The sequence below is a fragment of the Parasphingorhabdus sp. genome, assembly GCF_059726685.1.
Genome location: NZ_AP041068.1, coordinates 1,898,696 through 1,922,312, shown reverse-complemented (window position 1 = coordinate 1,922,312; position 23,617 = coordinate 1,898,696). Strand labels below are relative to the sequence as shown.

At 54.9% G+C, this 23,617-nt stretch carries 20 protein-coding genes; 2 read left to right on the top strand and 18 right to left on the bottom strand.

Features of this window, described 5'->3' with window-relative positions; translation table 11 throughout:
* Nucleotides 1-13: 13 nt before the first annotated feature.
* From ligA to AC6I9Z_RS09455, 6 genes are all read right to left on the bottom strand, one after another.
* On the bottom strand, nt 14-2,110 hold the full coding sequence (gene ligA / locus AC6I9Z_RS09480; protein ID WP_461455551.1) for an NAD-dependent DNA ligase LigA: 2,097 nt from the start codon (nt 2,108-2,110) through the stop codon (nt 14-16).
* A complete protein-coding gene (locus AC6I9Z_RS09475; protein WP_461455549.1) occupies nt 2,107-2,586 on the bottom strand; it encodes an endonuclease domain-containing protein in 480 nt (159 codons plus the stop codon). Before AC6I9Z_RS09475 ends, ligA begins: the two co-directional genes overlap by 4 nt.
* A 51-nt stretch (nt 2,587-2,637) precedes the next feature.
* Complete coding sequence (recN, locus tag AC6I9Z_RS09470; protein ID WP_461455547.1) at nt 2,638-4,302, bottom strand: DNA repair protein RecN; 1,665 nt, start codon at nt 4,300-4,302, stop codon at nt 2,638-2,640.
* A gap of 73 nt (nt 4,303-4,375) precedes the next feature.
* The gene (locus AC6I9Z_RS09465; RefSeq protein WP_109357312.1) at nt 4,376-5,158 is read right to left on the bottom strand and encodes an outer membrane protein assembly factor BamD; all 783 of its coding nucleotides are present in this window, start codon (nt 5,156-5,158) and stop codon (nt 4,376-4,378) included.
* A gap of 106 nt (nt 5,159-5,264) precedes the next feature.
* The gene (locus AC6I9Z_RS09460) at nt 5,265-6,041 is read right to left on the bottom strand and encodes a DUF3142 domain-containing protein (protein WP_461455545.1); all 777 of its coding nucleotides are present in this window, start codon (nt 6,039-6,041) and stop codon (nt 5,265-5,267) included.
* A complete protein-coding gene (locus AC6I9Z_RS09455; RefSeq protein ID WP_461455543.1) occupies nt 6,011-8,140 on the bottom strand; it encodes a PA5441 family protein in 2,130 nt (709 codons plus the stop codon). Before AC6I9Z_RS09455 ends, AC6I9Z_RS09460 begins: the two co-directional genes overlap by 31 nt.
* A 179-nt stretch (nt 8,141-8,319) precedes the next feature.
* Here AC6I9Z_RS09455 and AC6I9Z_RS09450 point away from each other — a divergent pair, with 179 nt between their 5' ends.
* Both AC6I9Z_RS09450 and AC6I9Z_RS09445 read left to right on the top strand, forming a co-directional pair.
* Nucleotides 8,320-10,053, top strand: a complete 1,734-nt coding sequence (locus tag AC6I9Z_RS09450; protein WP_461455541.1) for an FAD-dependent oxidoreductase — start codon at nt 8,320-8,322, stop codon at nt 10,051-10,053.
* Nucleotides 10,050-11,486, top strand: a complete 1,437-nt coding sequence (locus tag AC6I9Z_RS09445; protein WP_461455539.1) for an MFS transporter — start codon at nt 10,050-10,052, stop codon at nt 11,484-11,486. The genes AC6I9Z_RS09450 and AC6I9Z_RS09445 overlap by 4 nt, the downstream gene beginning before the upstream one ends.
* A 50-nt stretch (nt 11,487-11,536) precedes the next feature.
* Here AC6I9Z_RS09445 and pnp read toward each other — a convergent pair whose 3' ends face one another.
* From pnp to rimP, 12 genes are all read right to left on the bottom strand, one after another.
* Nucleotides 11,537-13,804, bottom strand: a complete 2,268-nt coding sequence (gene pnp, locus AC6I9Z_RS09440) for a polyribonucleotide nucleotidyltransferase (protein WP_461455537.1) — start codon at nt 13,802-13,804, stop codon at nt 11,537-11,539.
* Between the two features lie 174 nt (nt 13,805-13,978).
* Nucleotides 13,979-14,248: a 30S ribosomal protein S15 gene (gene rpsO, locus AC6I9Z_RS09435; RefSeq protein ID WP_109357316.1), complete on the bottom strand. Its 270-nt coding sequence runs from the start codon at nt 14,246-14,248 to the stop codon at nt 13,979-13,981.
* 25 nt (nt 14,249-14,273) lie between these two features.
* On the bottom strand, nt 14,274-15,338 hold the full coding sequence (gene truB / locus AC6I9Z_RS09430) for a tRNA pseudouridine(55) synthase TruB (RefSeq protein ID WP_461455535.1): 1,065 nt from the start codon (nt 15,336-15,338) through the stop codon (nt 14,274-14,276).
* A gap of 22 nt (nt 15,339-15,360) precedes the next feature.
* Entirely contained in the window at nt 15,361-15,873 is a 513-nt protein-coding gene (locus AC6I9Z_RS09425) for a DUF2239 family protein (RefSeq protein ID WP_461455533.1), read from the bottom strand.
* A 77-nt stretch (nt 15,874-15,950) separates the two neighbouring features.
* Nucleotides 15,951-16,496: a GNAT family N-acetyltransferase gene (locus AC6I9Z_RS09420; protein ID WP_461455531.1), complete on the bottom strand. Its 546-nt coding sequence runs from the start codon at nt 16,494-16,496 to the stop codon at nt 15,951-15,953.
* Nucleotides 16,489-17,067 (bottom strand): thymidine kinase, encoded by a 579-nt coding sequence (locus AC6I9Z_RS09415; RefSeq protein WP_461455529.1) that lies wholly within the window; start codon nt 17,065-17,067, stop codon nt 16,489-16,491. Before AC6I9Z_RS09415 ends, AC6I9Z_RS09420 begins: the two co-directional genes overlap by 8 nt.
* A gap of 103 nt (nt 17,068-17,170) precedes the next feature.
* Complete coding sequence (rbfA, locus tag AC6I9Z_RS09410; protein ID WP_461455527.1) at nt 17,171-17,572, bottom strand: 30S ribosome-binding factor RbfA; 402 nt, start codon at nt 17,570-17,572, stop codon at nt 17,171-17,173.
* On the bottom strand, nt 17,572-18,027 hold the full coding sequence (locus AC6I9Z_RS09405; RefSeq protein WP_461455525.1) for a PaaI family thioesterase: 456 nt from the start codon (nt 18,025-18,027) through the stop codon (nt 17,572-17,574). Before AC6I9Z_RS09405 ends, rbfA begins: the two co-directional genes overlap by 1 nt.
* A complete protein-coding gene (infB, locus tag AC6I9Z_RS09400; RefSeq protein ID WP_461455523.1) occupies nt 18,024-20,570 on the bottom strand; it encodes a translation initiation factor IF-2 in 2,547 nt (848 codons plus the stop codon). Before infB ends, AC6I9Z_RS09405 begins: the two co-directional genes overlap by 4 nt.
* Nucleotides 20,571-20,636: 66 nt before the next feature.
* The gene (locus tag AC6I9Z_RS09395; protein WP_461455521.1) at nt 20,637-21,350 is read right to left on the bottom strand and encodes a DUF448 domain-containing protein; all 714 of its coding nucleotides are present in this window, start codon (nt 21,348-21,350) and stop codon (nt 20,637-20,639) included.
* Nucleotides 21,331-22,965: a transcription termination factor NusA gene (gene nusA / locus AC6I9Z_RS09390; protein WP_461455519.1), complete on the bottom strand. Its 1,635-nt coding sequence runs from the start codon at nt 22,963-22,965 to the stop codon at nt 21,331-21,333. Before nusA ends, AC6I9Z_RS09395 begins: the two co-directional genes overlap by 20 nt.
* Before the next feature lie 2 nt (nt 22,966-22,967).
* Entirely contained in the window at nt 22,968-23,528 is a 561-nt protein-coding gene (rimP, locus tag AC6I9Z_RS09385) for a ribosome maturation protein RimP (RefSeq protein ID WP_461455517.1), read from the bottom strand.
* Nucleotides 23,529-23,617: the final 89 nt, after the last annotated feature.

The following is a 23,617-nucleotide window of genomic DNA, read 5'->3' as shown; positions in this document are numbered from 1 at the left end:
CGCAAATTTCGGCCTATCCGGCCGCCTTCACAATATCCGCCCATGCCGCTTCGTCGATCACTTCAATGCCGAGATCGGCGGCCTTTTTCATTTTTGATCCGGCGCCCGGTCCTGCGACGAGCAAGTCGGTCTTCGCACTAACCGAACCCGATGCTTTTGCTCCCAATGCCTCGGCCTGCGCCTTGGCCTCATCGCGGCTCATGGTTTCCAGCTTACCGGTGAACACCACCGTTTTGCCCGCCACGGCGCTGTCCCGGGTTTCGACAATATAATCCGGCGGCGTGACCTCGCTGAGCAAATCCTCCCAAACCTTCCGATTATGGGGTTCATGGAAGAAATCCGCCAATGCTTGCGCGACCGTGGGTCCGACCCCGTCAATCGCGGTAATCTCTTCACGGACCGCCTCATCTTCGCGGGCAGCCATCCCGATTTCGGCCAATTTGGGCAAGGTCGTGAAATTTTTCATCAGATCACGGGCCGTCACCGCGCCGATATGGCGGATACCCAGACCAAAAAGCAGACGTGCTGCGTCAGCGGATCGTTTCTTTTCCACAGCGGCCAACAGATTATCCACAGACTTTTCCTGCCAGCCATCACACGCCAATATGGCATCCCGATGCTGGTGCAGCCGGAAAATATCGGCAGGACTTTCGATAAATCCGGCTTCGATAAACTCCGCTATGCTTTTTTCGCCCAGACCATCAATGTCGAGCGCCGCGCGGGACACAAAATGCACCAGCCGCTGGAACCGTTGCGCCGGACAGATCAGACCGCCCGTGCAACGCACGTCCACCTCGCCCTCTTCGGCGACCGCCTCGCTGTTGCATTTTGGGCAATGATCAGGGAAATTGTAAGGCTCGCGCTTCTCCTCAGCGGTCAGATTTTCTACGACCTGCGGGATGACGTCACCGGCCCGCTGAACCACCACACGGTCGCCCGGACGCACGCCCAGGCGCTCAATTTCATCCCGATTGTGGAGCGTTACGTTAGACACGACCACACCGCCCACCGTCACCGGCTTCAACCGTCCAACCGGCGTCAGCTTGCCTGTCCGCCCCACCTGAATATCAATGCTCTCGAGCGTTGTCTGCGCCCGCTCCGCCGGAAACTTATGCGCTAATGCCCAGCGCGGCGCCTTGGCGACAAAGCCCAGCCGCTGCTGCCAGTCGAGCCGATCAACTTTATAGACCACCCCATCAATATCATAAGGCAGGTCTGCGCGTTCCGCTTCAATATGGCGGTAATGGGTGAGCATTTCTTCCAGCGTTTCAAATCGTTTGACCAAAGGCGACAGTGGAAGGCCCCAGCTTTCAATCGCCGTCATGACGTCAAACGCCGTTTCCCCCGGCAAGGCGCTCGCCACGCCCCAGCCATGGGCCCAGAATTTCAGCGGACGCTTGGCGGTAATATTGGCATCCTTCTGCCGCAGCGAACCCGCCGCCGCATTCCGCGGGTTGGCAAACTGGCGGATTTTATCGGGATCAAAAGTTGTGCTTTTCGCCGCAGCATCAGCCTTGCCCTCGTCCATCAGGCGCGTGTTAAGCCCATCAAAATCAGCTTTCGCCATATAGACTTCACCGCGGATCTCAAAGACATCCGGCGCTTCGCCCGCTAAAGTCTGCGGGATATCCGATATCATCCGGACATTGGCAGTCACATCCTCCCCAATCTGGCCATCACCACGCGTCGCCGCCAGTACCAGCTCGCCCTTCTCGTAACGCAAGGCGCAGGACAGACCATCAATCTTGTCCTCCGCCGTCACCGCCACGGGCTCGCCCTCTGGCAAATTCAAAAACCGCCGCACCCGCGCCAGCCATTCGGCGATATCCTCGTCCGAAAAGCCATTATCAAGGCTCATCATCCGTTGCTCATGCGCCACCTTGGACAGCGGGGAAGCCGCGACAGCCGCGCCGACCAGTTTGTTCGGGCTGTCATCGCGCACCAGATGCGGGAAAGCCTCTTCCAGCTCATTGTTCCGCCGCACCAGCGCATCATAATCCGCATCGGATATTTCCGGCGTGTCTTCCGCATGGTAGAGCTTGTTATGCTTGGCAATGACCTTCGCCAGACGCATCAGTTCGTTTGCGGCTTCAGCTTCGGAGAGACTCATTTAAGCCCCTCCTCTTCAGAGGAGGGGTTTGGGGTGGAGGACACCGGCCATCGATCAGGCATGTCACTTAAAATTTCCAATATTGCCATCAACACGCCGTCCAAATTTTTGATCACTTCTTGATTAGAAAAACGGATAGTTCGAAATCCCTTTTGGCTCAATCGAAGATCACGCTTTGCATCCTGTGGTAGATCATGGGTATCTCCATCAATTTCAACAATTAACGCTTTTTGCGGGCAGAAGAAATCAACTATGAACTGCTCCAATACCGCCTGCCGCCGAAATTTATATCCGCCCAATTGCGAGGCCGACAGGTGCCGCCACAATCGTTTTTCCGTTTCTGTCGGGTTACGTCGCATCTCCTTTGCACGTTGCAACAAGACTGATCGGTCAACCAACCGGGAATCCTTCATCTTCACTGAAAGATGCAAGGTAACATGCTGACATTGAACGCTGAAGTCTATTGGCTTCGCCAAATCCCACCCCAACCCCTCCCTTGAAAGGGAGGGGCTTAAGACAGCGCACCATCACACTCCCTCCAACAAACGATCCGCCTGCGCCCTCGCCTCGTCGGTCACGTCTGCGCCAGACAGCATCCGCGCAATTTCCTGCCGCCGCCCTTCGTCGTCCAATGCATTGACATCGGTCCGCGACACCGTGCCGTTAGAGCTTTTGTTGATCAGCATATGGGCATTGCCCTTGGACGCCACTTGTGGGCTATGGGTCACGACCAGCAATTGCGCGCTGTCGGACAGGCGGGAAAGCCGGTCGCCAATGGCGGAGGCGACAGCACCGCCTACGCCGCGGTCGACCTCGTCAAAGATGATTGTCTTTGCCCCGCCCTCTTCGGCCAAGGCCACTTTTAAAGCCAATATGAAGCGCGACAGTTCACCGCCAGAAGCGATCTTGCCCAGCGGGGCCAAGGGTGCGCCGGGATTTGTAGAAATCAGAAATTCAATCCGGTCCATACCGTTGGCGCCCCAGCGCTCTTCTTCGAGCGGCTCGAGCAGCGTCTCAAAACGCGCGGCATCAAGCTTCAGCGGCACCAACTCACCAGCTACGGCTTTGTCGAGTGATTTCGCCGCTTTGGTCCGTTTGAGCCGCAGCGTCTCCGCCGCATCCACATAAGCTTGCCGAGCGGCTTTCACATTTGCTTCCAACGTCGCCAGTGACTTCCCGCCATCGCTGATAGCCGCCAGCCGGGTTTCCAGGTCGATCAGTAACTGCGGCAAAGCATCACCCTCAACCCGATGCTTGCGCGCCAAGGCACGCAGGTCAAAGAGCCGCGTTTCCATATCGTCGAGCCGCTGCGGATCAAAGGTCAGCGCATGAGCCGCGTCATTCAGCTTTTCTTCCGCCTCGCTGGCCTCAATCACGGCGCGGTCAATGGCCTGCAACGCCTCTGCCAACAAAGGATGGTCTTCGGAAATCCGGTCCAGCCGCCGCGCCGCGGCCCGCAGCGACGCCAAACCGCCATTTGATCCGTCGAAGGCTGCTCTGATCGCCTCCAGGTCACCGGTCAGTTTCTCGCCCTTCATCATCGTCGCACGCTCGAGGGCCAATTCTTGTTCTTCGCCCTTTTGCGGCGCGAATTTAGAGAGTTCGGCGACACTATGTTCGAGATATTCGCGGTCCTGTTCCGCCGCTTCCTGATCGTCCAAAGCCGTTTTCAATAAGGCTTTTGCAGACTGCCAACCTTCAAAGGTTTGCCTGACTTTTGCGCCGTCAGCGCCAGCATAGGTATCGAGCAAAGCCCGGTGGCCCTTGGGATTGATCAAACCGCGATCATCATGCTGTCCATGTATTTCGATCAACCTGCTGCCGACTTCACGCAACAAAGCCGCTGAGCATGGTTGATCATTGACAAATGCCCGGCTGCCGCCATCGGCCTTGACTGACCGTTTGATAATCAATGGTTCGCCCGGCTCCACATCAATATCATTGTCTTGCAGATAGACCGCCAGTTTGCTGTCGTTAGTGGGCGCGTCAAAGCTCGCCGTCACCTGTGCCTTTTGCGTTCCTTGCCGGACCAAACCACTATCCGCTCGATTGCCCAACGCCAGGCCAAGTGAGTCCAGCAGGATCGATTTACCCGCCCCGGTTTCGCCGGTCAGCACCGACAAGCCAGACCCGAATTCCAGGTCCAGCGCCTCGATAAGAACTATGTCACGAATGGAAAGGGACTGCAGCACAGCCCCCTCTTAAATCACGTTTATCTTAGCTGCAACGCTCCATAACATTTGGAACGCGGCAATTTACAAATGATCAGGTTGCGCCGTGTTTTTGCACCAGCTCATAAGCCCGTTCATACCATTTCGAGCCGGGATAATTTGTACCCAGAACAGCTGCGCTTTTCTTCGCTTCTGCAGGAATGCCCAATGCCAAATAGGATTCCGTCAAACGCATCAAGGCTTCGGCCGAATGGGTCGTGGTTTCATATTTGTCGATAACTGTGCGGAACCGGATTGTCGCCGCCAGCCATTTGCCGCGACGCTGGTAAAAACGGCCAATTTCCATTTCCTTACCCGCCAGATGGTCGTTGACCAGATCCATCTTCAACAGCGCATCCGCAGCATAGCGTGTATTAGGATAGCGACGCGCCACTTCACCCAGAGTTGCAAGAGCTTGCTCGGTAATCTTCTGATCCCGTGTCACATCACTAATCTGCTCATAATAGCTGAGCGCGATCAGGTAATAGGCATAAGGCGCGTCTTTATTGCCGGGATGGATAGACAGGAAACGGCGCGATGATTGAATCGCCTTGTTATAGTCACCGGCTACATAATAACTGAACGCACTCATCTGCTGCGCACGGCGGGCCCAAGGCGAATAAGGGTGTTGGCGCTCGACCTCGTCGAACAAGGCGGCTGCGATCTTGTACTGACCACGATCAAGCCGGTCTTTTGCAGCATTATACAGCGTGTTCACATCGCGGGCGACATAGCGGGTATCCGCACTGCCACCACCTCCGCCACCTAGTCCTGCACAGGCAGACAGCATTGTTAGAGACAGGGTCGATGCGAGGACGAGGCTGATTTTTCTATTCATGGCAAATCCCTTAAACGCAAATCTTGAGCAGGCCAACAGGTTATTGGAGTGTGTGGTTAAAGGATCGCATAACGCGGCCTTGTTATCTGTAAGATGAATGATGCCTTTATTCTCCAGCACTTTGGTTAGCGGCATCATTGACCAAAAACACCACATAGCCGCGAAAATTGGGATTTTGCTTCAATGAAGCTGGGGCACGCCATTCCCCGCCTTGCACCAGACCAATACGAAACGGCATCGGCAAATCATCGATATTGTCGAACCAGCGCTCGTAGCCGGGTATAGTGCTACGCCCCTGATAAACCTGAAACACGGTCTCATCGATCACATCAGCCAGCGAAGCTAGTGCGGCAGGGTCACCATTGGCGCTCCAGTCCAGCAGCCCGGTAGTACCAAGGGCATATTGCTCCGGAAGCTGTTCCCGCAGGCCGCGCAAAAATCCCGCATATTGATCCAGCGCGCGGGTATTTGCATCAAAGTCAATTTGCAAACCGACCACAACATTGCCTTTCGCAGACCACTGCCCCAGCCGGGTCAATATCTGACGATAGACTTCCGGCGACAAGTCAAGTGTCTCCACCCGTATAACCATCCAGATTTTTGCATGTTTGATGTCAGGGATTCCCGGCCGCAGCGACACCAAAGTCTTTGCATCCGACGCTCGCACTTCGCCCTCCAGAATATAGACGGTCTTCGCACGTTCAAGAACCGGCTGCGGCCTGACACCCGCCCACAGCCAAAAACTGTCATGATCAGAGGCGTTTACTGTTTGATCGACCTCCCGCTGCTCACAGGCCAAGAGTGTCAACGACGTGATCGCAATTATGAACCCCAGAAAGGTGCGCCGGTCCACTACCAGTAATATCTCAGGGCCTTGGCCCATTTCGAATTCGGATAACCGTTTTTCAACCGCCGAAACCAGGCTTTACGCTGCGACACATCGACAGATTTGCCACCACAGCTATTATTTCCAGTGCGGGCATAGCAATAGACTGCCCGATACAAGGCATAGGATATATCTTCCTTGCTAGCACGCCGATCGGCAATGATGTCCTTGTAGATATCCTGCCGCACCAGCTCGTCACTGGCGAATTTTGATTCTGCACTTCCCAATGCGCCATCTTTCGGCAGACGGTTGCTCATGGTGAAGTAGTCAAAACCGTTCAGGCGAATAAATTCCCCCAGGCACAGACGCGCGCGGTGCTGTTTCGGGCTTTTTGCCAGCGACCGAACCGTTGCTGTCAGGCTGGGGCATGAAAACTCATCCTCGACAATTCCCTTGTTGAATAGCCCCAGTGGAACATTTTCATCGGCGTGGAGCATTGTCAGATATCCGTTTATCACCGCATCGGCCGGGATTGATCTGGAATCCTTCAAAAAGTCGGAATAATCGCCGCTGGCCAGTTGCTTGTAAAGCAGGGTGAATAAGGCCACTTGCCGCTCATGCGCTGATCGTGATTGATCGCCAGCCGTACGCCGCAGGATGTCCGGGCCGACGGAATATTGCAGCAATATTTCGCGAATAGTCTGGTCCTGAACCAGGGAATCAGACTCAAAAACTTTGTCCACCTGACCTTTGGATTCCAGACTGGTCGCCAGTCCTAGTTCAACAAACGGACGCTGATAAGGTTGCTTTGCGCCAGCGATCATATCTCGCCAGAACCCTTCTTCATTGCGGTCTTTGAGCTGGGCAAGTGCCATGCCGCGCAACGCTTGCCGGCTGAATTGCAGATAGCTGAAATTCTGCTGTCGCGCGGCATCCGGAATGAGTTGCAAAACCCTCCGAGCATCACCCTCCACGTGAAAGGCGTGGCTTGCCTGCAAAAATTCGTAAATTGCCGGGCTATCCGACAAGGCATCTTTCATTCCATTTAACTCAGCAAGGCTGATTTGGGTGCCCTCGTAAACCGGTTTACGCATTTTTTGGAGGACTATGACCGCCAATAGCAGTGGATCGGAAACCTGCGTTTTTGCCTTGTCGTTATACAACAGCTTTACATCAACCTCTTCTACAAAAGCACCAGGATCAAGACTGTTTGTTTGCGCCAACATCTTCTCGTAAGCACCAACCAGGTTTTCATTCTCTCCGGCCAGCCAGAAAATACGCCGCATCAATCCCTTTGCTGAGGCTGTATACCGACCTTCTGGATAGTTTTTGATGTAAGCGTCAAAAACCTTTTTCGCGTTCGTTATCGCTATTTTGTCAACGGCGTCCGGCCCCGAAAAATCACCCCAGTTACCGAAAGCGGATACCTGCGCACGATTTATCTCGGTACGGCCAATCATATAAATGGCGGTTTCGCTCAGCCAGCCATTTGAGCTTTTGGTAAGTTCTGCAAAACGATCGTGAGCGACCTTGAAATCACCAGTGTAAAACGCCTGCGCACCAAGCAGATATGTCAGGAACTCTCGCCCCTTTCTTGACCTGATCATTGTGGAAGGATCACTCCATTCCAATTTCGCTAGCGCCTTTTGCTCTTCAGAAAAATAATAATGGGAATAGCCGCCGCGCTGCGGATCAGCGCAGATCGAAAAGATAGTGGAGCGAGCCGCTATCAGTGCTTCTTGCTCTTTCCGTTTTATCTTTGCAGCGCGTAGTTCAGCTTCAAACAGCTGCGTTCCGGCGTGATAGCTTTGGCAACGAGAGCCGCCGAAACGGGATCGGTCGAGTTTTTGGGCAGGCTTGGGATAAAGTGCCTGATCAAAAGTGTTCCAGCGGAAGAAATTTCGCCCTTGTCCCTCGTAAAGGTCAGTTTTGGGATATTTAAAATCCGGGGCATAGGGAACGCGATCCGCCAGCAACAGCATCATATTGGTCCGCGTATCGTTACCCGGGGTCAGGACAACGATCCCGGAACAAGTCGCATCAGTGCCAAGCCTCCATTCAGGATAGCAGCCAAAGTCTCCGCTGGCCTGAGCCGGACCAGCCAAAAAAAGAGCTGTGAAAACTGCGACCCCCATCAGCAAGTATTTTTGCATCATCGTCCCCCCGTCCGCTTTGATCGCCCGAAAATCGTGACTCGATAGATTGAGTTTACCTTGAGACCAGCAAACAACAAGGTTTCAGTAGCGGCAAATCTAATAGCCATTGCTCCAGTCTATCTCTCGGCAGGACAAACCACATCTTGATCTCTGTGCAATGAATGCGCAGAATATGATTCATGACAAACACTCCAACCTCCCCCCAAAGCCCTGTTCTTCAAAATACCGGCGGCGTTCCTGCCGTAGATGGCGCTGATCCATACCAGCGAGAGGAACAGACATTTCCTACTCTTAAAGAGAGTCATCTGGATAGGATTCAGTCCTTCTGCCAAAAGGAAACACTGAAAGATGGTGCCTTATTGTTCGAACGCGGCGAACGCAGCGTGGATTTTTTCATCATTCTATCCGGCGCAGTCGAAATTTTTGACACAGATGACCAAGGCAATGCCAATGTCTTTACGGTCCACCGGAAAAACCAGTTTACCGGCGAGCTTGACCTGTTCAACGATCGCGAAATTCTTGTTAGCGGCCGAGCGTCTGGCATCACCGAAGTCCTGCGTTTCGAGCGCGCCGATTTTCGCCGGATGGTGGTAGCCGAGCCGGATATTGGCGAAATCATCATGCGCGCCTTCATTCTGCGCCGGGTGGGACTGATCCAGCATGCACAGGGCGGCGTTACAGTGATCGGGCGCAAGCAGGATGCGGTCACACTACAAATTGATCGATTCCTAACCCGCAACGGCTATCCGCACCGCATGCTGGATATTGATGTCGACGAGGACAGCGCGAGTGCGATGGAAGGTTTCAGTATCAATCGCAATGACCTGCCGGTGGTCATTCTACCTGACGGAAAACTGGTAAAATCGCCGTCAGATAAGGAACTGGCCGACGCATTGGGCTTGACCGAAGAGTTGCATCCCGATCATCTCTATGACCTTGCTGTTATTGGCGCTGGTCCATCCGGCCTGGCAGCAGCCGTATACGGAGCCTCCGAAGGGTTGGAGACTATCATAGTCGAGAAACTGGCACCGGGCGGTCAGGCAGGTACAAGTTCCAAAATCGAAAATTACCTGGGCTTCCCAACGGGGATTTCGGGACAGGCACTGGCCGGACGCGCCCAGATACAGGCCCAGAAATTCGGCGCAAAGCTCGCCATTTCACGCAACGCGGTGGGGTTGGATTGCGATGGTGATTACAATAAGGTCAAGCTGGAAGGTGATGAAGCCATTTGCGCCCGGGCCTTGGTTATCGCGACGGGCGCCAGTTACCGCAAACTGAACCTCGAAAATGACGAAAAATTTGAAGGTCAGGGCATTCATTATGCAGCTACTCCAATGGAAGCGAAACTATGCCATGATGAAGAAGTGGCGGTTATCGGCGGCGGCAACAGCGCCGGACAAGCCGCCATGTTCCTCTCCCAGACCGCTAAACATGTCCACCTGCTGATCCGCAGCGACAGTCTGGCCGCCAGCATGTCGAGCTATCTTATCGATCGTCTTGAGGCATCGCCCAAGGTCACGATACGATTTGGAACGGCAATCACGGAACTGATCGGCAAAAACCATCTGGAATACCTCCGCTGGAAAGGGCCTGATGGCATTGAGGACAAGGATATCCGAAATGTCTTCGTCATGATCGGTGCAGTTCCGAATACCGATTGGATTGGCGACTGCCTGCAATTGGACGGTTGCGGTTTCATTCGCACAGGCAGTGATTGTCAGGGCGAGCCAACCGACAGTCCCTATATGACAAGTCGCCCCGGTGTTGTCGCTGTAGGTGATGTCCGGTCCGGCTCGGTCAAGCGGGTGGCATCAGGCGTGGGGGAAGGCTCCGTGGTCATTCAGGCCGTGCATAAATATCTCGAAGACCAGAAAAACATCGAACGGGCCCAAGCTGAAACCGAGATGGCGTGACAACCGCCCTCCCCGCACCTTGCGATGAGAGCCAAGGCTTTTCTCCGGCGGAGACAGATTGCACTTATAAGACCGGCGTTCTCATCGCCACTATTGCCGGGTCCAGCCTCGCCTTTGTAATGGGAGCGATTGTCAATGTCGCCTTGCCCTCCATGCAGGCCGAATTTGCCACCGATGCCCAAGGGGCGCAGTGGATTATCAACAGCTATCTCTTGCCAGTCGGCGCGCTGGTATTGCTGGGCGGAGCGCTGGGCGACAGATATGGCCGCAAGCTTATGTTTCAGGCGGGGCTGATCCTGTTCACGCTGGCTACCCTGGCCTGTGCCTTTGCGCCTAACCTGAACCTGTTGCTCGCCATGCGTGCCATTCAAGGTCTTGGCGCCGCGCTGCTTGCGCCCAATAGCCTTGCGATTATCTCCACCAGCTTCAGCGAAACCGAGCGAGGGAAGGCTATTGGTACATGGGCTGGCATGGGGGCTTTTGCCGGAGCCATTGCGCCAGTCATCGGCGGCTGGGCGATCGACCTAGCAAACTGGCGCTGGGCTTTCGCGATCAGCATTCCGCTAGCGATTCTCGCGCTGATTATCGGCCAGAAATCAATTACGGAAAATCGCGAACAAGAATCGAGCGGTCACCCATTGGACTGGAGCGGAGCGATTTTGATTACCATTGGACTGGGGACGCTGGTCTGGACCTTGACGGTGCTACCCGACGACACTGTCGCACGCTGGATCAAATGGCTTGCTGGCAGCGTGGCCACATTCGCCACAATATTGTTTCTGCTCGTCGAAAAACGCAAAAATGACCGGGCGATGGTGCCGCTCCATCTGTTCAATACGGCCAGCTTTGCCGGTATCTCCATGCTGACCTTGTTTTTATATGCAGCGCTTGGCGGGTTGTTGGTGCTTTTGCCGTTTACGCTGATCAATGCCGGCGGTTACTCGGCGACAGAGACCGGCTTCGCGCTCCTCCCCTTCCCGCTCACCATGGCCATATTGTCGCGCTATGCTGGCGGGCTGAGTGACCGCTTTGGCGTCCGTATGATATTGACCGTCGGCCCGGCCATTGTTGCTGCAGGCTTTTTCTATTTCAGCCTGCTGAGCGGAACCGAGATCCACTATTGGCGCGATATATTCCCAGCTCTGATGATCATCGCACTGGGCATGACCGCCAGCGTGGCACCGCTAACCACAGCCGTCATGGCGAGTGTTGACGACCAGCATGGCGGCACGGCTTCGGGCATCAACAATGCGATATCTCGATCCGCAGGATTAATCGCAACCGCGCTACTCGGGTTTGTTCTGGTCGGCAGTGATAGCGGCAATGGCGCCTTGGTGACCGGCTTTGCCAGTGCCGCATGGGTGGGCGCGCTATTGGCATTGGCGAGCGCCGTTGCAGCCTGGTTTCTGATCCGGTTGCAGACGGCTTCATAAAAAAGGGCCCCGCTTGCACGGAGCCCTTTTCAAATAATATTGGACGAGATCTAGTCTTCGGTGATCGAGCTTGGCAATGGAATACCGCCGCCCTCATCCTTCGGACCGTCATTGTTCCGGCCACGACCACGTCCACCGCCGTCACGCCCGCGACCACGGCCACCGCCGCCATCCCGGCGCGGGCCACGTGGTTTGCTTTCGCGTGGAGGACGCGTGTCTTCCAGCTCTTCACCGGTTTCCTGATCAACAACCCGCATCGACAGGCGAACCTTGCCGCGCTGATCAATCTCGAGAACCTTGACCTTGACTTCCTGACCTTCGGACAGTTCATCAGCAACCTTCTCGACACGCTCATTCTTGATTTCAGAGACGTGGACGAGGCCGTCTTTACCGCCCATGAAGTTCACGAATGCGCCAAAGTCGACGAGGTTCACAACCTTGCCTTCGTAGATTTTGCCAACTTCGGCTTCTTCCACAATGCCTTCGATCCATTTTAGTGCCGCGTCGATCTGTGATTTGTCGGAGGATGAAACCTTGATCAGGCCTTCATCGTCAATATCGACCTTCGCGCCGGTTTCGGCAACGATTTCACGGATCACTTTACCGCCGGTTCCGATAACGTCGCGGATCTTCTCTTTGTTGATCTGCAGCGTTTCGATACGCGGAGCGTGCTCGGACATTTCGGTGCGAACGGAAGACAGCGCCTTGCTCATTTCGCCGAGGATATGCGCACGACCGCCACTGGCTTGTTCCAGAGCAGACTTCATGATTTCCTGCGTAATGCCGGCCACCTTGATGTCCATCTGAAGCGACGTGATACCTTTTTCGGTACCTGCCACCTTGAAGTCCATGTCGCCGAGATGATCTTCGTCGCCGAGAATGTCGGAGAGAACGGCGAAATCTTCGCCTTCCAGGATCAGACCCATCGCAATACCGGAAACCGGACGCGCCAAAGGCACACCAGCGTCCATCATTGCAAGTGAACCACCACAAACGGTTGCCATGGAAGATGAACCGTTGGACTCGGTGATGTCAGACAGCACACGGATTGTGTAAGGGAAATCATCTACTGTCGGCAATACCGGACGCAGTGCGCGGAAAGCGAGCTTACCATGACCGGTTTCCCGGCGGCTGGTAAAACCAAAGCGGCCCACTTCGCCAACCGAATAAGGCGGGAAGTTATAGTGCAGCATGAAGTTGCTGTAGCTCAATCCGTCCAGGCCATCGATCATCTGCTCGGCATCTTTGGTGCCAAGCGTCGTGGTTACAATCGCCTGTGTTTCACCGCGGGTGAAGAGCGACGAACCGTGGGTCCGCGGCAGCAAGCCAACCATGGCTTCGATCGGGCGAACCTGATCCAGCTTACGACCATCAATACGCGTGCCGTCCTTGATGATCGCACCGCGAACGATTTCCGCTTCCAGCTTCTTGACCATCTTGCCAGCGGTCATTTGAACCTGACCTTCTTCTTCGGCATATTTCTCTTTGGCTTTTTCGCGAACCGCATTCAGCGCGTCGCTACGCTCTGATTTGTCGGTTTTCTTGTAAGCCGCAGCAATATCGTCACCAACCAGCTTGCGCAGGTCTTCTTTGATGTCGCTATTGTCTTCGGCAGAAGCTAGTTCCCAAGGCTCTTTCGCAGCCTGTTCAGCCAGATCGATGATCAAGCCAGCAACGTCCTTGGATGCTTCATGCGCGAATTGAACAGCACCGAGCATGACATCTTCGGAAAGCTCTTTGGCTTCCGATTCCACCATCATCACAGCGCCAGGTGTCGCCGCAACAACCAGATCGAGATCGCCTTCGGCAACTTCTTCCATGGATGGGTTCAGCTGATATTCGCCTTCTTTGTAACCGACACGAGCCGCACCAATGGGGCCCATGAAAGGAACACCTGAAATGGTCAGCGCAGCAGAAGCCGCAACCATTGCCAAAATATCGGGCTCGTTCTGACCGTCATAGCTCATCACCTGACAGATCACGTTGATTTCGTTGTAGAAACCTTCGGGGAACAGCGGGCGGCAAGGACGGTCAATCAAACGCGATGTCAGCGTTTCTTTTTCCGTCGCGCGGCCTTCGCGCTTGAAGAAACCGCCCGGAATACGACCGGCGGCTGAGAATTTTTCCTGATAGTGTACGGTCAGCGGGAAGAAATCCTGTCCTTCGCGTACCGATTTAGCGGCGGTAACTGCGCACAGTACAACCGTTTCGCCGAGGGTCGCGAGTACCGCGCCATCAGCCTGACGGGCAATACGGCCCGTTTCGAGGGTGAGGGTCTGTCCGCCCCACTCCATTTCAACTTTCTTTACATCAAACATTCGTATTTTCCTTTGTCCCGCCTGCCCTATGCAGTGCGGGGGCTTTCATTTGTCCAGCAATCCGGCTGAACAGCGGTTCGGGGTCATTTGTGCCCCTTGTGTGGAGCATTGCTGCCTTATTGCTGCAACGCCCAATAAGAAAACGGCCCCGCATGGAGGCCGTCTTCGAAACTCTTATTTCCGGAGACCAAGGTCTTTAATCAACTTGGAATAGCGTCCCGCATCTTTCTTGCGGAGATAGTCCAGCAAGCTGCGGCGCTTGTTGACCATCATCAGCAAACCACGACGGGAGTGGTTGTCCTTGTGGTGGCCTTTGAAATGCTCGGTCAGGTTCACAATACGCTCTGTGAGGATCGCAACCTGTACTTCCGGGGAACCGGTATCGCCTTTTGTCTGGGCGAATTTTTCAATCAGTTCCTGCTTTTTTTCTGCGGTAATCGTCATAATCTAATTTTTCCTTCGAACATCTTTACATATTAAATCCGCGAACAACCTTTACGGTTCCAACAACAAGCTCTGCCAAGGCAACCGGAGAACCATCTTCGGTCGCTAGAAAAAGCCCGTCATTTGGCGGGTTCCCGATCAATTCCTGTTCGTCCAGCACTTGGCCTTGTCGAAGCAGTCTTGCCTGATCAGGAGTGAGGTCAAAAGCCGGGATGTCGTCCAGCCCCGCCTCAAGCGGCAAGAGATAATCTTTAATGTCCGCGCCCTTACCAATTTCATTGAGTTTGTCCAGCGAAATCGCATGTTTGAGCGTAAACGGCCCCGCCTTTGTGCGGCGGAGCATGGAAACATGGCCAAAAGTACCAAGCGCACGCGCAATATCGCGAGCCAGAGAGCGGATATAGGTGCCTTTGGAAACATTGGCTGTGAGAGTGACAGAATCTATCCTCTCCCCTTGAGGGAGAGGAAACGGAGACTTGGCAGCTTGCTGCCCTAGTCGAGTTGGAGAAGGGTCTGGCTTGGCGCTCTCTCTCGACTCTTCACCAAGCTTAGCTAGTTCGCTCCGCTCACAATCATCGCTTTCCTCTCCCTCAAGGGGAGAGGAGACGGAAAGCGCATATATATCCACCGCCCGCATCTTCATCTCAACCGCTTCACCGGCCCGCGCCAGATCATAGGCCCGCTTGCCATCAATCTTCAGCGCTGAATATTTCGGCGGTATCTGTTCTATCGACCCGGTAAATTGCGGCAATATGGCTTCTACCTCGACGAGTGTCGGAAAATGATCGGAAGTCTCAGTCACCTCCCCTTCAGCGTCCAACGTCTCGGTCTCTTTTCCGAAAGCAATCGTAAACTCATAGATTTTCGACGCGTCCAGCATACGCCCGCACAGCTTGGTCGCCTCGCCTATGGCAATCGGCAAAACCCCAGTCGCCAGTGGGTCCAGCGTCCCGCCATGACCAACCTTGGTCTTGTCCTTGCCCTTACCGAGAAGCCCGGCCTCACGCAGATTGCGTTTAACCGCACCAACGGCTTGCGTTGATCCCAGTTCCAACGGTTTGTCGAGAATGATCCAGCCGTGCGGTTTCAAATATATTTCCTGGAATATGGCATCAGCTATTCGGCCATGCCAGACCGATAGCGTGATCACGGACCGAAGCCGACCATTGTTTGGACAGCAATTCAAAACGTTCCCGATCATCCGCATAAAGCGCGCGTATGACCTCTTCAAATTGCGGCCAGTCCCCCGCGATGACAGTCAGGAAATGATAAGCCGCATCTTGTCCTTTTCGTTTATCCAGACCTATTTTTCTCGCCTGATCAACCAATCGGCGCAATGTCGCTGACGCCCCACCGGATTGCCTTCCGAGCCAGTCCCAATGCCGTGGAAGCAAGGTGACCTCCTTGGAAACAACGCCAAGCTTCGGCCGACCTCGCTTTACGGGTGCCTCTGTTTCACTAGTGGCCCGCAAATCAAAATCGATCTGGCTACCGGTCTCGTCATCGAAAACCAAGATGTCGGAACTCCGTTTAACCGCAGGCAAAGCCCGCAAAGTGTCAATAATCTCGGAGCGTGACCCTGTCGCCAGCCAGTTTGCTTCCGAAAATGCTGTATAGGTTGTCATGGGTAATCCTTTCGGACGCGCATTTATACCCTGATAATATTAGAGTCAATATACCCGGGTAAAATATTTTGTCCGGTTTAAATGGGTTTTCCCCACTCCTCTTGGAGCAGGCCAAATACAGCCGTATCGCGAATATAGCCCGTCCAGGTAATCCGGTTTTTCCTGAGCGTCCCTTCATGTTTGGCACCCAGTTTCAGCACCGCCGCCATGGAGCGCTTGTTGCGGGTATCCACGCGAAACTCGATGCGAGTAAAACCGCAAGCAAAGGCATGGTCGATCATCAGTTTCTTCATCACATCGTTAAAGCCGCTGCCGCGCACTGATGGTGCGATATAAGTGCCGCCTATTTCGGTGACTTTGGTCTTGGGATCGGCATTGATATAATTGCTCATGCCAACCAGCTTGCCAGTCTCGGTATTGATCACTGCGAGTTGCACCCAGTTGTCCGTACTGTGAAAAGCCTTCATCGCCTTGTCGAAATGTTCATCCAGCATCGAGACCGGGTAAATATCCCAGATATCCTGATCCTCTGCGCAGGCCGCACGCAGCGGTTCGATATGGTGCTGGGCCAATGGTTCCAGACGGACGGGGCCTTCCTCCAGTATCGTCGACAATTCAGCCATTCAGCTTTTCCATGAAATGCTTGCGGCACAGCGCGACATATAACTCATTGCCACCAATTGCGGTCTGTTGACCCGCCAGAACGGGATTGCCCCCTTCATCGACACGCATGTTCATTGTGGACTTGCTACCGCATTCACAGACCGCTTTGATCTCGACCAGCTCGTCCGCGATCGCCAGTAATTGGGCACTGCCGGGAAATAGAGCCGCCTGAAAATCCGTGCGCAAGCCATAAGCCAGAACGGGAATACGTAGCTGATCTGCCACCAGGGCGACCTGAAAGACCTGATCTTTGGTCATAAACTGGGCTTCGTCAATCAACACGCAATCCAGCGTATTATTATCATGCTCCACACTGATTTCCGCTAGCATATCTGTATCATTTTCAAAGAGATGTGCTTTTTTCTTCAGACCAATACGTGAATTAATCCAACCTGCATCCTCTCGGTCATCAAGCGCCGCCGTCCATAGCATCGTGCGCATGCCGCGTTCACGATAGTTGAAATCGGCTTGCAGCAATGTGGTTGATTTACCCGCATTCATCGAGCTGTAGTAAAAATAGAGCTTGGCCATGGGGTCGCCTCAGTCTTTCGTCATGCCGAACTTGTTTCAACATTCGCCATGACACTGAAACAAGTTCAGGGTGACGATCAACCATTAATTGCGTTTTTTTGGACTACTCGTCCTCACCCAAATCCTGAGCAACCTTAGGATTACTCAACAGATTTTCGATATGCGCAGCTTCGTCAAAGCTTTCGTCGGCCAGAAATTTGAGCCGCGCGGCATATTTCATCTTCACCCGGCTGGCGACTTCCTTCTGGAAATAGGCGGTGTTGGTTTTCAGCGCCTTGAGCACATCGGCCTCATTCGCGCCCAGCAAGGGTTTCACAAATACCGTGGCATGGCGCAAATCGGGTGACATGCGCACCTCGGTCACGCTGACCGAGTGAGAAGTCAGCACATCATCATGCACTTCACCGCGCATCAGCAGTTCGGAGAGGATATGACGGACCTGTTCGCCTACACGCAAGAGCCGCACCGAGCGGCCTTCAGGGGATGTGTCGTTATATTTTGCCATTATTTTATCGTCGGTCCAACCTTAGCTGTCGATGTCGCCTTCACCAAAAGCTCACCCGCTTCATCATAGAGCTGCGCTTCCAAAAAAGCGATAGACCGTCCCATGCGGACAATCTGCCCTTCCCCATAAACCCGGCCCGGCAGAACCGGCTTGATATAGGTCACGCTCAAATCCAGTGTCAGGGGCGCATTTTCCCCGCCGGATTTTACCAGCACCGGAATGCCAATCACTTCATCCACCATCGCAGCGACAAAACCGCCCTGGATCGTGCCACGCGGACTGGTAAAGGCCCGCGGGGCGTCAAATTTCATCCGGACGGCACCGGTTTCCTTGTCCGCTTCCAAGATCACGGCGTTGACCGCTTCGGAACATGGTGGGCGCTTAAAACCCAACACGTCTTCTTGTTTCAGCGCCTCAACCATTTCCGTTCCCCAGAAGGACTGATCGGCCGTCAAAGAACGCGTTCTTTCTCTTCGACCTCAAAGACTTCCAGCATATCGCCTGGCTTGATGTCGTTGGTGTCTTCGAGCACCGCACCACATTCCATACCGGCGCGGACTTCCTCGACATCGTCCTTGAAGCGCCGCAGCGAGGCGATGGTCGTCGCGCTGACGATAACATCCTCGCGGGTAAGCCGCGCGAACAGGCCTTTGCGGAGAGAGCCTTCGGTGACCAGCAGACCAGCAGCCTTGTCGCGCTTGCCGGACTTGAACACCTCTTTGACCTCGGCGCGGCCCATGACATTCTCGATCTTCTCTGGACCAAGTTCACCGGCCATTTCAGCGCGGATCTCGTCAGTCAGATCATAGATGATGTCGAAATATTTCAACCGCACGCCATCGCGCTTGGCAATTTCGCGCGCCTTGGCATTGGGCCGCACGTTAAAGCCGATAATCGGGGCCTTGCTGGCGCTCGCCAGGGTCACGTCGGACTCGGTGATCGCGCCGACGCCGCTGTGCAGGATCCGAACCTTGATATCGTCGTTGGATATCTTGTTCAGCGCCTGGACAATCGCCTCGGTACTGCCCTGCACGTCAGCCTTGACGAGCAGCGGGAATTCAACCGCACTGTCGGCTGCCGCAGAGAACATATTCTCAAGGCTCGTTGGCGCCTGCGTCGTGCGTTGCAGTTTCTCTTGCTCGGCACGGTAAGTCGCGACTTCACGAGCACGCGATTCATTTTCTACCACGGTCAGCTTGTCACCGGCAGACGGCACGCCGGAGAGACCCAGCACTTCGACCGGAACCGATGGACCGGCTTCCTTAGGCTGTGCGCCCTTGTCATCGATCATGGCCCGGACCTTACCGGTTTGCGAGCCGACAACGAAGATATCGCCGCGTTTCAACGTGCCGCGCTGGACCAGAACGGTGGCCACTGGCCCGCGTCCCTTGTCCAGCTTTGCCTCGATCACAATGCCTTCGGCCGGACGATCCGGACGGGCCTTGAGCTCAAGCAGTTCGGCCTGCAAGTGGATCTTCTCGATCAATTCTTCCAGATTGGTCTTCTTCAGCGCGGACACTTCAACATCCTGCACATCACCGGACATTTCCTCGACAATCACTTCATGTTCCAGGAGACGCGTGCGCACCTGCATCGGGTCGGCGCCTTCCTTGTCGATCTTGTTGATCGCCACAATCATCGGCACATCGGCCGCCTTGGTGTGGTTGATCGCCTCAATCGTCTGCGGCATCAGGCCGTCATCAGCAGCCACGACCAGGATCACGATATCGGTCGCATTCGCGCCGCGCAGCCGCATGCTGGTAAAGGCTTCATGGCCGGGCGTATCGAGGAAGGTAATCTTGTCGCCATTTTTCATTTTGACCTGATAGGCGCCAATATGCTGCGTAATGCCGCCAGCTTCGCCAGCAACCACATCGGTTCCGCGCAACGCGTCGAGCAGCGATGTCTTACCATGATCAACATGACCCATGATCGTCACGACTGGCGGACGCGGTTTCAGCGTTTCTTCCGGATCAACATCCGATTCCGTATCAATTTCGACGTCGGCCTCGGACACACGTTGAATATTGTGGCCAAATTCCTCGACCAACAATTCTGCCGTATCCTGATCAATCGTCTGGTTGACGGTGACCATCGAGCCCATGTTGAACAGGGATTTGACGAGGTCAGCGCCCTTTTCACCCATACGCTTGGACAGTTCCTGCACGGTAATTGCTTCTGGAACAATCACATCACGGATCTGCTTCTCACGCGGTTCGCGCGGCTGACCCGACATTTGCGCACGCTTTTCTTTCTCACGCGCGCGTTTCAGCGCCGCAAGCGAACGTGCGCGCGCTGCGCCATCTTCACCGCGTAGAGCGCGGTTAACGGTCAGCTTCCCGGATTGCCGGCGATCACCACGATCACTGCGCCCGGTTTTTGGTTTCTGCTTCGGTTCAGGCCGTTTCGGAGCCTCAACCGGCGTAAATTTACGCGCAGGCGGGTGCTGCGAGCCGCTGGTCGCGGGCTTAGCTTCAGCAGCTTTTGGTTCCTCCGCTGCTTCGGCAGCCGCTGCAGCAGCCGCTTCTTCCGCCGCCTTAATTTCTTCCTGAGCCTTTTTAGCGGCTTCTTCTTCGGCCTTACGCTTCTCTTCGGCGCGCTTTTTCTCTTCGGCGGTCTGGTCTTTCTTCGCCTTGGTATCGCGTTTGCGCGCTTCTTCCATGGCGGCCAGACGGGCTTCTTCGGCTTCGCGCAGCAATTTTGCCTGTTTTTCCTGACGGGTCAGCACATCTTCCTGCTTCGCCTTAGGGGCGGGAGCGGGTTTCTTGGCTTCCACGGGAGCAGGCGCAGGGGCGGGTGCCGGCGTTTCCTTGACCACTTCCTTGGCGGCTTCCTGCGCTCCAGGCTTGCCCACCAGCTTGCGGCGCTTGACCTCGACGACGACCTTATTGGTCCGCCCGTGGCTAAACGTCTGTTTGACTTCACCAGGCTCAACCGAACGCTTCAGTCCCAAAGGCTTGCGTGCAGGTTTTGCGGTATCTTTATTATCTTCACTCATCGAACAGACTTAATCCTTAAAAAAATTCATTACTTCAATATTTTAACTGATCAACTTCAAACCAGTTCACGCAACTTTCTTCTCCGCCTCGCCGCCTTCATCGCCGCCGTCATCACTGGCACCGCCTACCTTATCAGACCCGATAAAGTGACGCCATCTATCCAGCATGTGCGATATTCGCCCCGCCGCCCTGTGGTCGGTTATACCTATATGCACGACATTTTGACGGCCCAATGCCACAGAAAGGGCCTGTCGGTCCACCGGCAATATCTGACCGCGGACATCCTGCCCTTCCCGGTCACTGCCAACGCGCCATGCCTGATCCAGTTTCGAGGAACCGTCACGGCCTGCATCGGCGGCGTGGAGGAGCATCTGAAGATCGCCCTGCCGCGCAGCCGTTTCAATCTTTTCTGAACCGGTCAGAAGCATCCCGCCACGCGCTTCCAGACCCAATCTATCTAATGTGGCGCGTTCCAGCGCATTTTCAACCTGTGCAGCCAGATCATCGGGAATATCAAGCTTTCCGGTTTTGAAGGCGCGCGACAATGCGCCTTTCAGCGCGCCCTTGGCCTGCGCCTGCTCCAATGCATTGCGATCGACACTGATCCAGGCGCCCCGGCCCGGCGCTTTGGCGCGGACATCGGCGGCAATTCCGTCATCGGGGCTGAGCGCCAAACGCACCAATGCTTCCTGGGGAAGGCTTTCCCCAGTCAATATGCATTTACGGTGTGGTGCGCGATCTAAAGGTTTAGAAGGCGTCTCATTGGGGAGCTTCCGCATTCGCGTCCTCCCCTGTTTCTGCCTCGGCTTCAGCAGCCGGAGCAGCTTCTTCCTCGTCGTCAAACCAGTGCGCACGGGCGGCCATGATAATCTCATTGCCCTGCTCTTCGGTCAGACCATATTGCGCCAGTACGCCATCGGGCTCAGGCTTGCGATTGTCGTTGCGGCGGCGTGGTTCGGCTTTGCGCTTCAGGACCAGCTCGTCGGTTGCCAGATCGGCAACATCGTCGAGGGTCTTGAGACCCGCCTTACCCAAGGTCACCAGCATGGCTTCGGTCATGTAAGGCAGTTCGGCAATGGCATCTTCCACGCCCAGCTCGGTACGCTCTGCCTTGGCAGCGGCTTCCCGGCGCTCCAATGCTTCGAGTGCACGGCTTTGCAGCTCGGCCGCCAGTTCATCATCAAAGCCTTCAATATTGGAAAGCTCTTCCGGAGCGACATAAGCGACTTCTTCCATTTCGCTAAAGCCTTCGGCGACCAGGAGCTGCGACAGTGTCTCATCCACGTCCAGATCTTCCTGGAACATCGCGGTGCGCACGGCAAATTCGGCCTGACGCTTCTCGCTGCTGTCGGCTTCGGTCATGATGTCGATGGCCAAACCGGTCAGCTGGGACGCCAGACGCACATTCTGTCCGCGGCGACCAATGGCAAGGCTAAGCTGATCATCAGGCACAACCACTTCAATGCGGCCTTCTTCTTCGTCGATCAGCACGCGGCTTACCGTCGCAGGCTGCAACGCATTCACTACAAAGGTCGCGATATCGTCGGACCAAGGAATGATGTCGATTTTCTCGCCCTGCATTTCCTGCACGACGGCTTGCACACGGCTACCCTTCATACCAACACAGGCGCCAACCGGATCGATTGAGCTGTCCTGGCTGATCACACCGATTTTGGCGCGGCTGCCGGGATCACGGGCTGCGGCTTTAATTTCGATAATGCCGTCATAAATTTCAGGAACTTCCTGAGCAAACAAGAGCTTCATGAAATCGGGATGCGCACGAGACAGGAAAATCTGTGGTCCACGGTTTTCACGGCGGACATTCATGATCAGCGAACGAACGCGGTCGCCGACACGAGCGGCTTCGCGCGGAATTTGCTGGTCACGGCGGATAACGCCTTCGGCGCGGCCCAAGTCAACGACGACATGGCCGAATTCAACCGATTTCACGACACCAGTGATGATTTCACCAGCGCGGTCCTTAAATTCTTCAAACTGCCGCTCACGCTCTGCGTCGCGGACTTTCTGGAAGATAACCTGTTTCGCGGACTGCGCGTCAATGCGGCCGAGATCAACAGCAGGCAGCGGATCAACGATAAAATCGCCGACCTTCGAGCCTTTTTCCAGCTTGTCCGCCTGCTTCAGGTCAACCTGCTTGAAATAATCTTCGACTTCCTCAACCACCTCAACCACACGCCAGAGACGCAGGTCGCCGGTTTGCAGGTCGAGCTTGGCACGAATGTCATTCTCTGCGCCGTAACGGGCCCGCGCAGCTTTCTGGATCGCTTCTTCCATCGCTTCGACCACAATGGTCTTGTCGATCATCTTTTCCGATGCAACGGCATTGGCGATAGCTAGCAATTCAGCCTTATTTGCAGAAATGGCACTGGCCATGATTAGTCTTCCTGTTCTTCGTTTAGAGTATCTTCTTCAATTTCATCCGCGCCATCGGCAGAAACCGGGATGGTCGCAGCAATCAGGGCGTCGGTCAGAATCAGTTTTGCGCTATGCACGTTGTCGAGGTTGGTCGTTTGACGTCCCGCCTTGCGATCGTCAATCGCTATTATCTCACCTTCGATGCCGTCTAGCAAGCCGCGCAATTGTTTCTTGCCCGAAACTGCCTCGATCAGATTGATCCGCGCTTCATGCCCGGCCCAATTCGCGTAGTCTTTTGCGCGGGTTAGCGGGCGATCAATGCCGGGCGAGCTGACTTCAAGCCGATAGGCATCCTCAATCGGGTCGCGCCCTTCTTCTTCCAGCACATCAAATTTTTCTGAAATCCGACGTGACAAGGCCGCGCAATCATCAATGCCGAGCTGCCCCGTCTCTGGTCGCTCCGCCATGATCTGCAAGGTTGGCTCATCGGCACCTGACACAAACTGCACGCGCACCAGTTCAAAACCCAAAGCTTCCGCTTCCGGTTCGATCAGGTTCACAATGGTAGTCATATCCGTCAAATTTGGTTCCAGTAAAAATGCAAAACTCTTTTGCGCCGGCCCCGTTTGGCGCCAGCCCCTTCAAAATCTCACAATGTTGGGATGACTGC

What these genes read in the sequence shown, in the direction of transcription:
- AC6I9Z_RS09460 (WP_461455545.1), bottom strand. Translation starts at nt 6,041, where the DNA reads ATGGGCCAAGGCCCTGAGATATTACTGGTAGTGGACCGGCGCACCTTT.
- infB (WP_461455523.1), bottom strand. Translation starts at nt 20,570, where the DNA reads ATGAGTGAAGATAATAAAGATACCGCAAAACCTGCACGCAAGCCTTTG.
- AC6I9Z_RS09420 (WP_461455531.1), bottom strand. Translation starts at nt 16,496, where the DNA reads ATGGCTGAATTGTCGACGATACTGGAGGAAGGCCCCGTCCGTCTGGAA.
- AC6I9Z_RS09465 (WP_109357312.1), bottom strand. Translation starts at nt 5,158, where the DNA reads ATGAATAGAAAAATCAGCCTCGTCCTCGCATCGACCCTGTCTCTAACA.
- AC6I9Z_RS09425 (WP_461455533.1), bottom strand. Translation starts at nt 15,873, where the DNA reads ATGACAACCTATACAGCATTTTCGGAAGCAAACTGGCTGGCGACAGGG.
- AC6I9Z_RS09415 (WP_461455529.1), bottom strand. Translation starts at nt 17,067, where the DNA reads ATGGCCAAGCTCTATTTTTACTACAGCTCGATGAATGCGGGTAAATCA.
- rbfA (WP_461455527.1), bottom strand. Translation starts at nt 17,572, where the DNA reads ATGGCAAAATATAACGACACATCCCCTGAAGGCCGCTCGGTGCGGCTC.
- AC6I9Z_RS09395 (WP_461455521.1), bottom strand. Translation starts at nt 21,350, where the DNA reads ATGCGGAAGCTCCCCAATGAGACGCCTTCTAAACCTTTAGATCGCGCA.
- AC6I9Z_RS09455 (WP_461455543.1), bottom strand. Translation starts at nt 8,140, where the DNA reads ATGATGCAAAAATACTTGCTGATGGGGGTCGCAGTTTTCACAGCTCTT.
- AC6I9Z_RS09450 (WP_461455541.1), top strand. Translation starts at nt 8,320, where the DNA reads ATGACAAACACTCCAACCTCCCCCCAAAGCCCTGTTCTTCAAAATACC.
- nusA (WP_461455519.1), bottom strand. Translation starts at nt 22,965, where the DNA reads ATGGCCAGTGCCATTTCTGCAAATAAGGCTGAATTGCTAGCTATCGCC.
- rpsO (WP_109357316.1), bottom strand. Translation starts at nt 14,248, where the DNA reads ATGACGATTACCGCAGAAAAAAAGCAGGAACTGATTGAAAAATTCGCC.
- pnp (WP_461455537.1), bottom strand. Translation starts at nt 13,804, where the DNA reads ATGTTTGATGTAAAGAAAGTTGAAATGGAGTGGGGCGGACAGACCCTC.
- ligA (WP_461455551.1), bottom strand. Translation starts at nt 2,110, where the DNA reads ATGAGTCTCTCCGAAGCTGAAGCCGCAAACGAACTGATGCGTCTGGCG.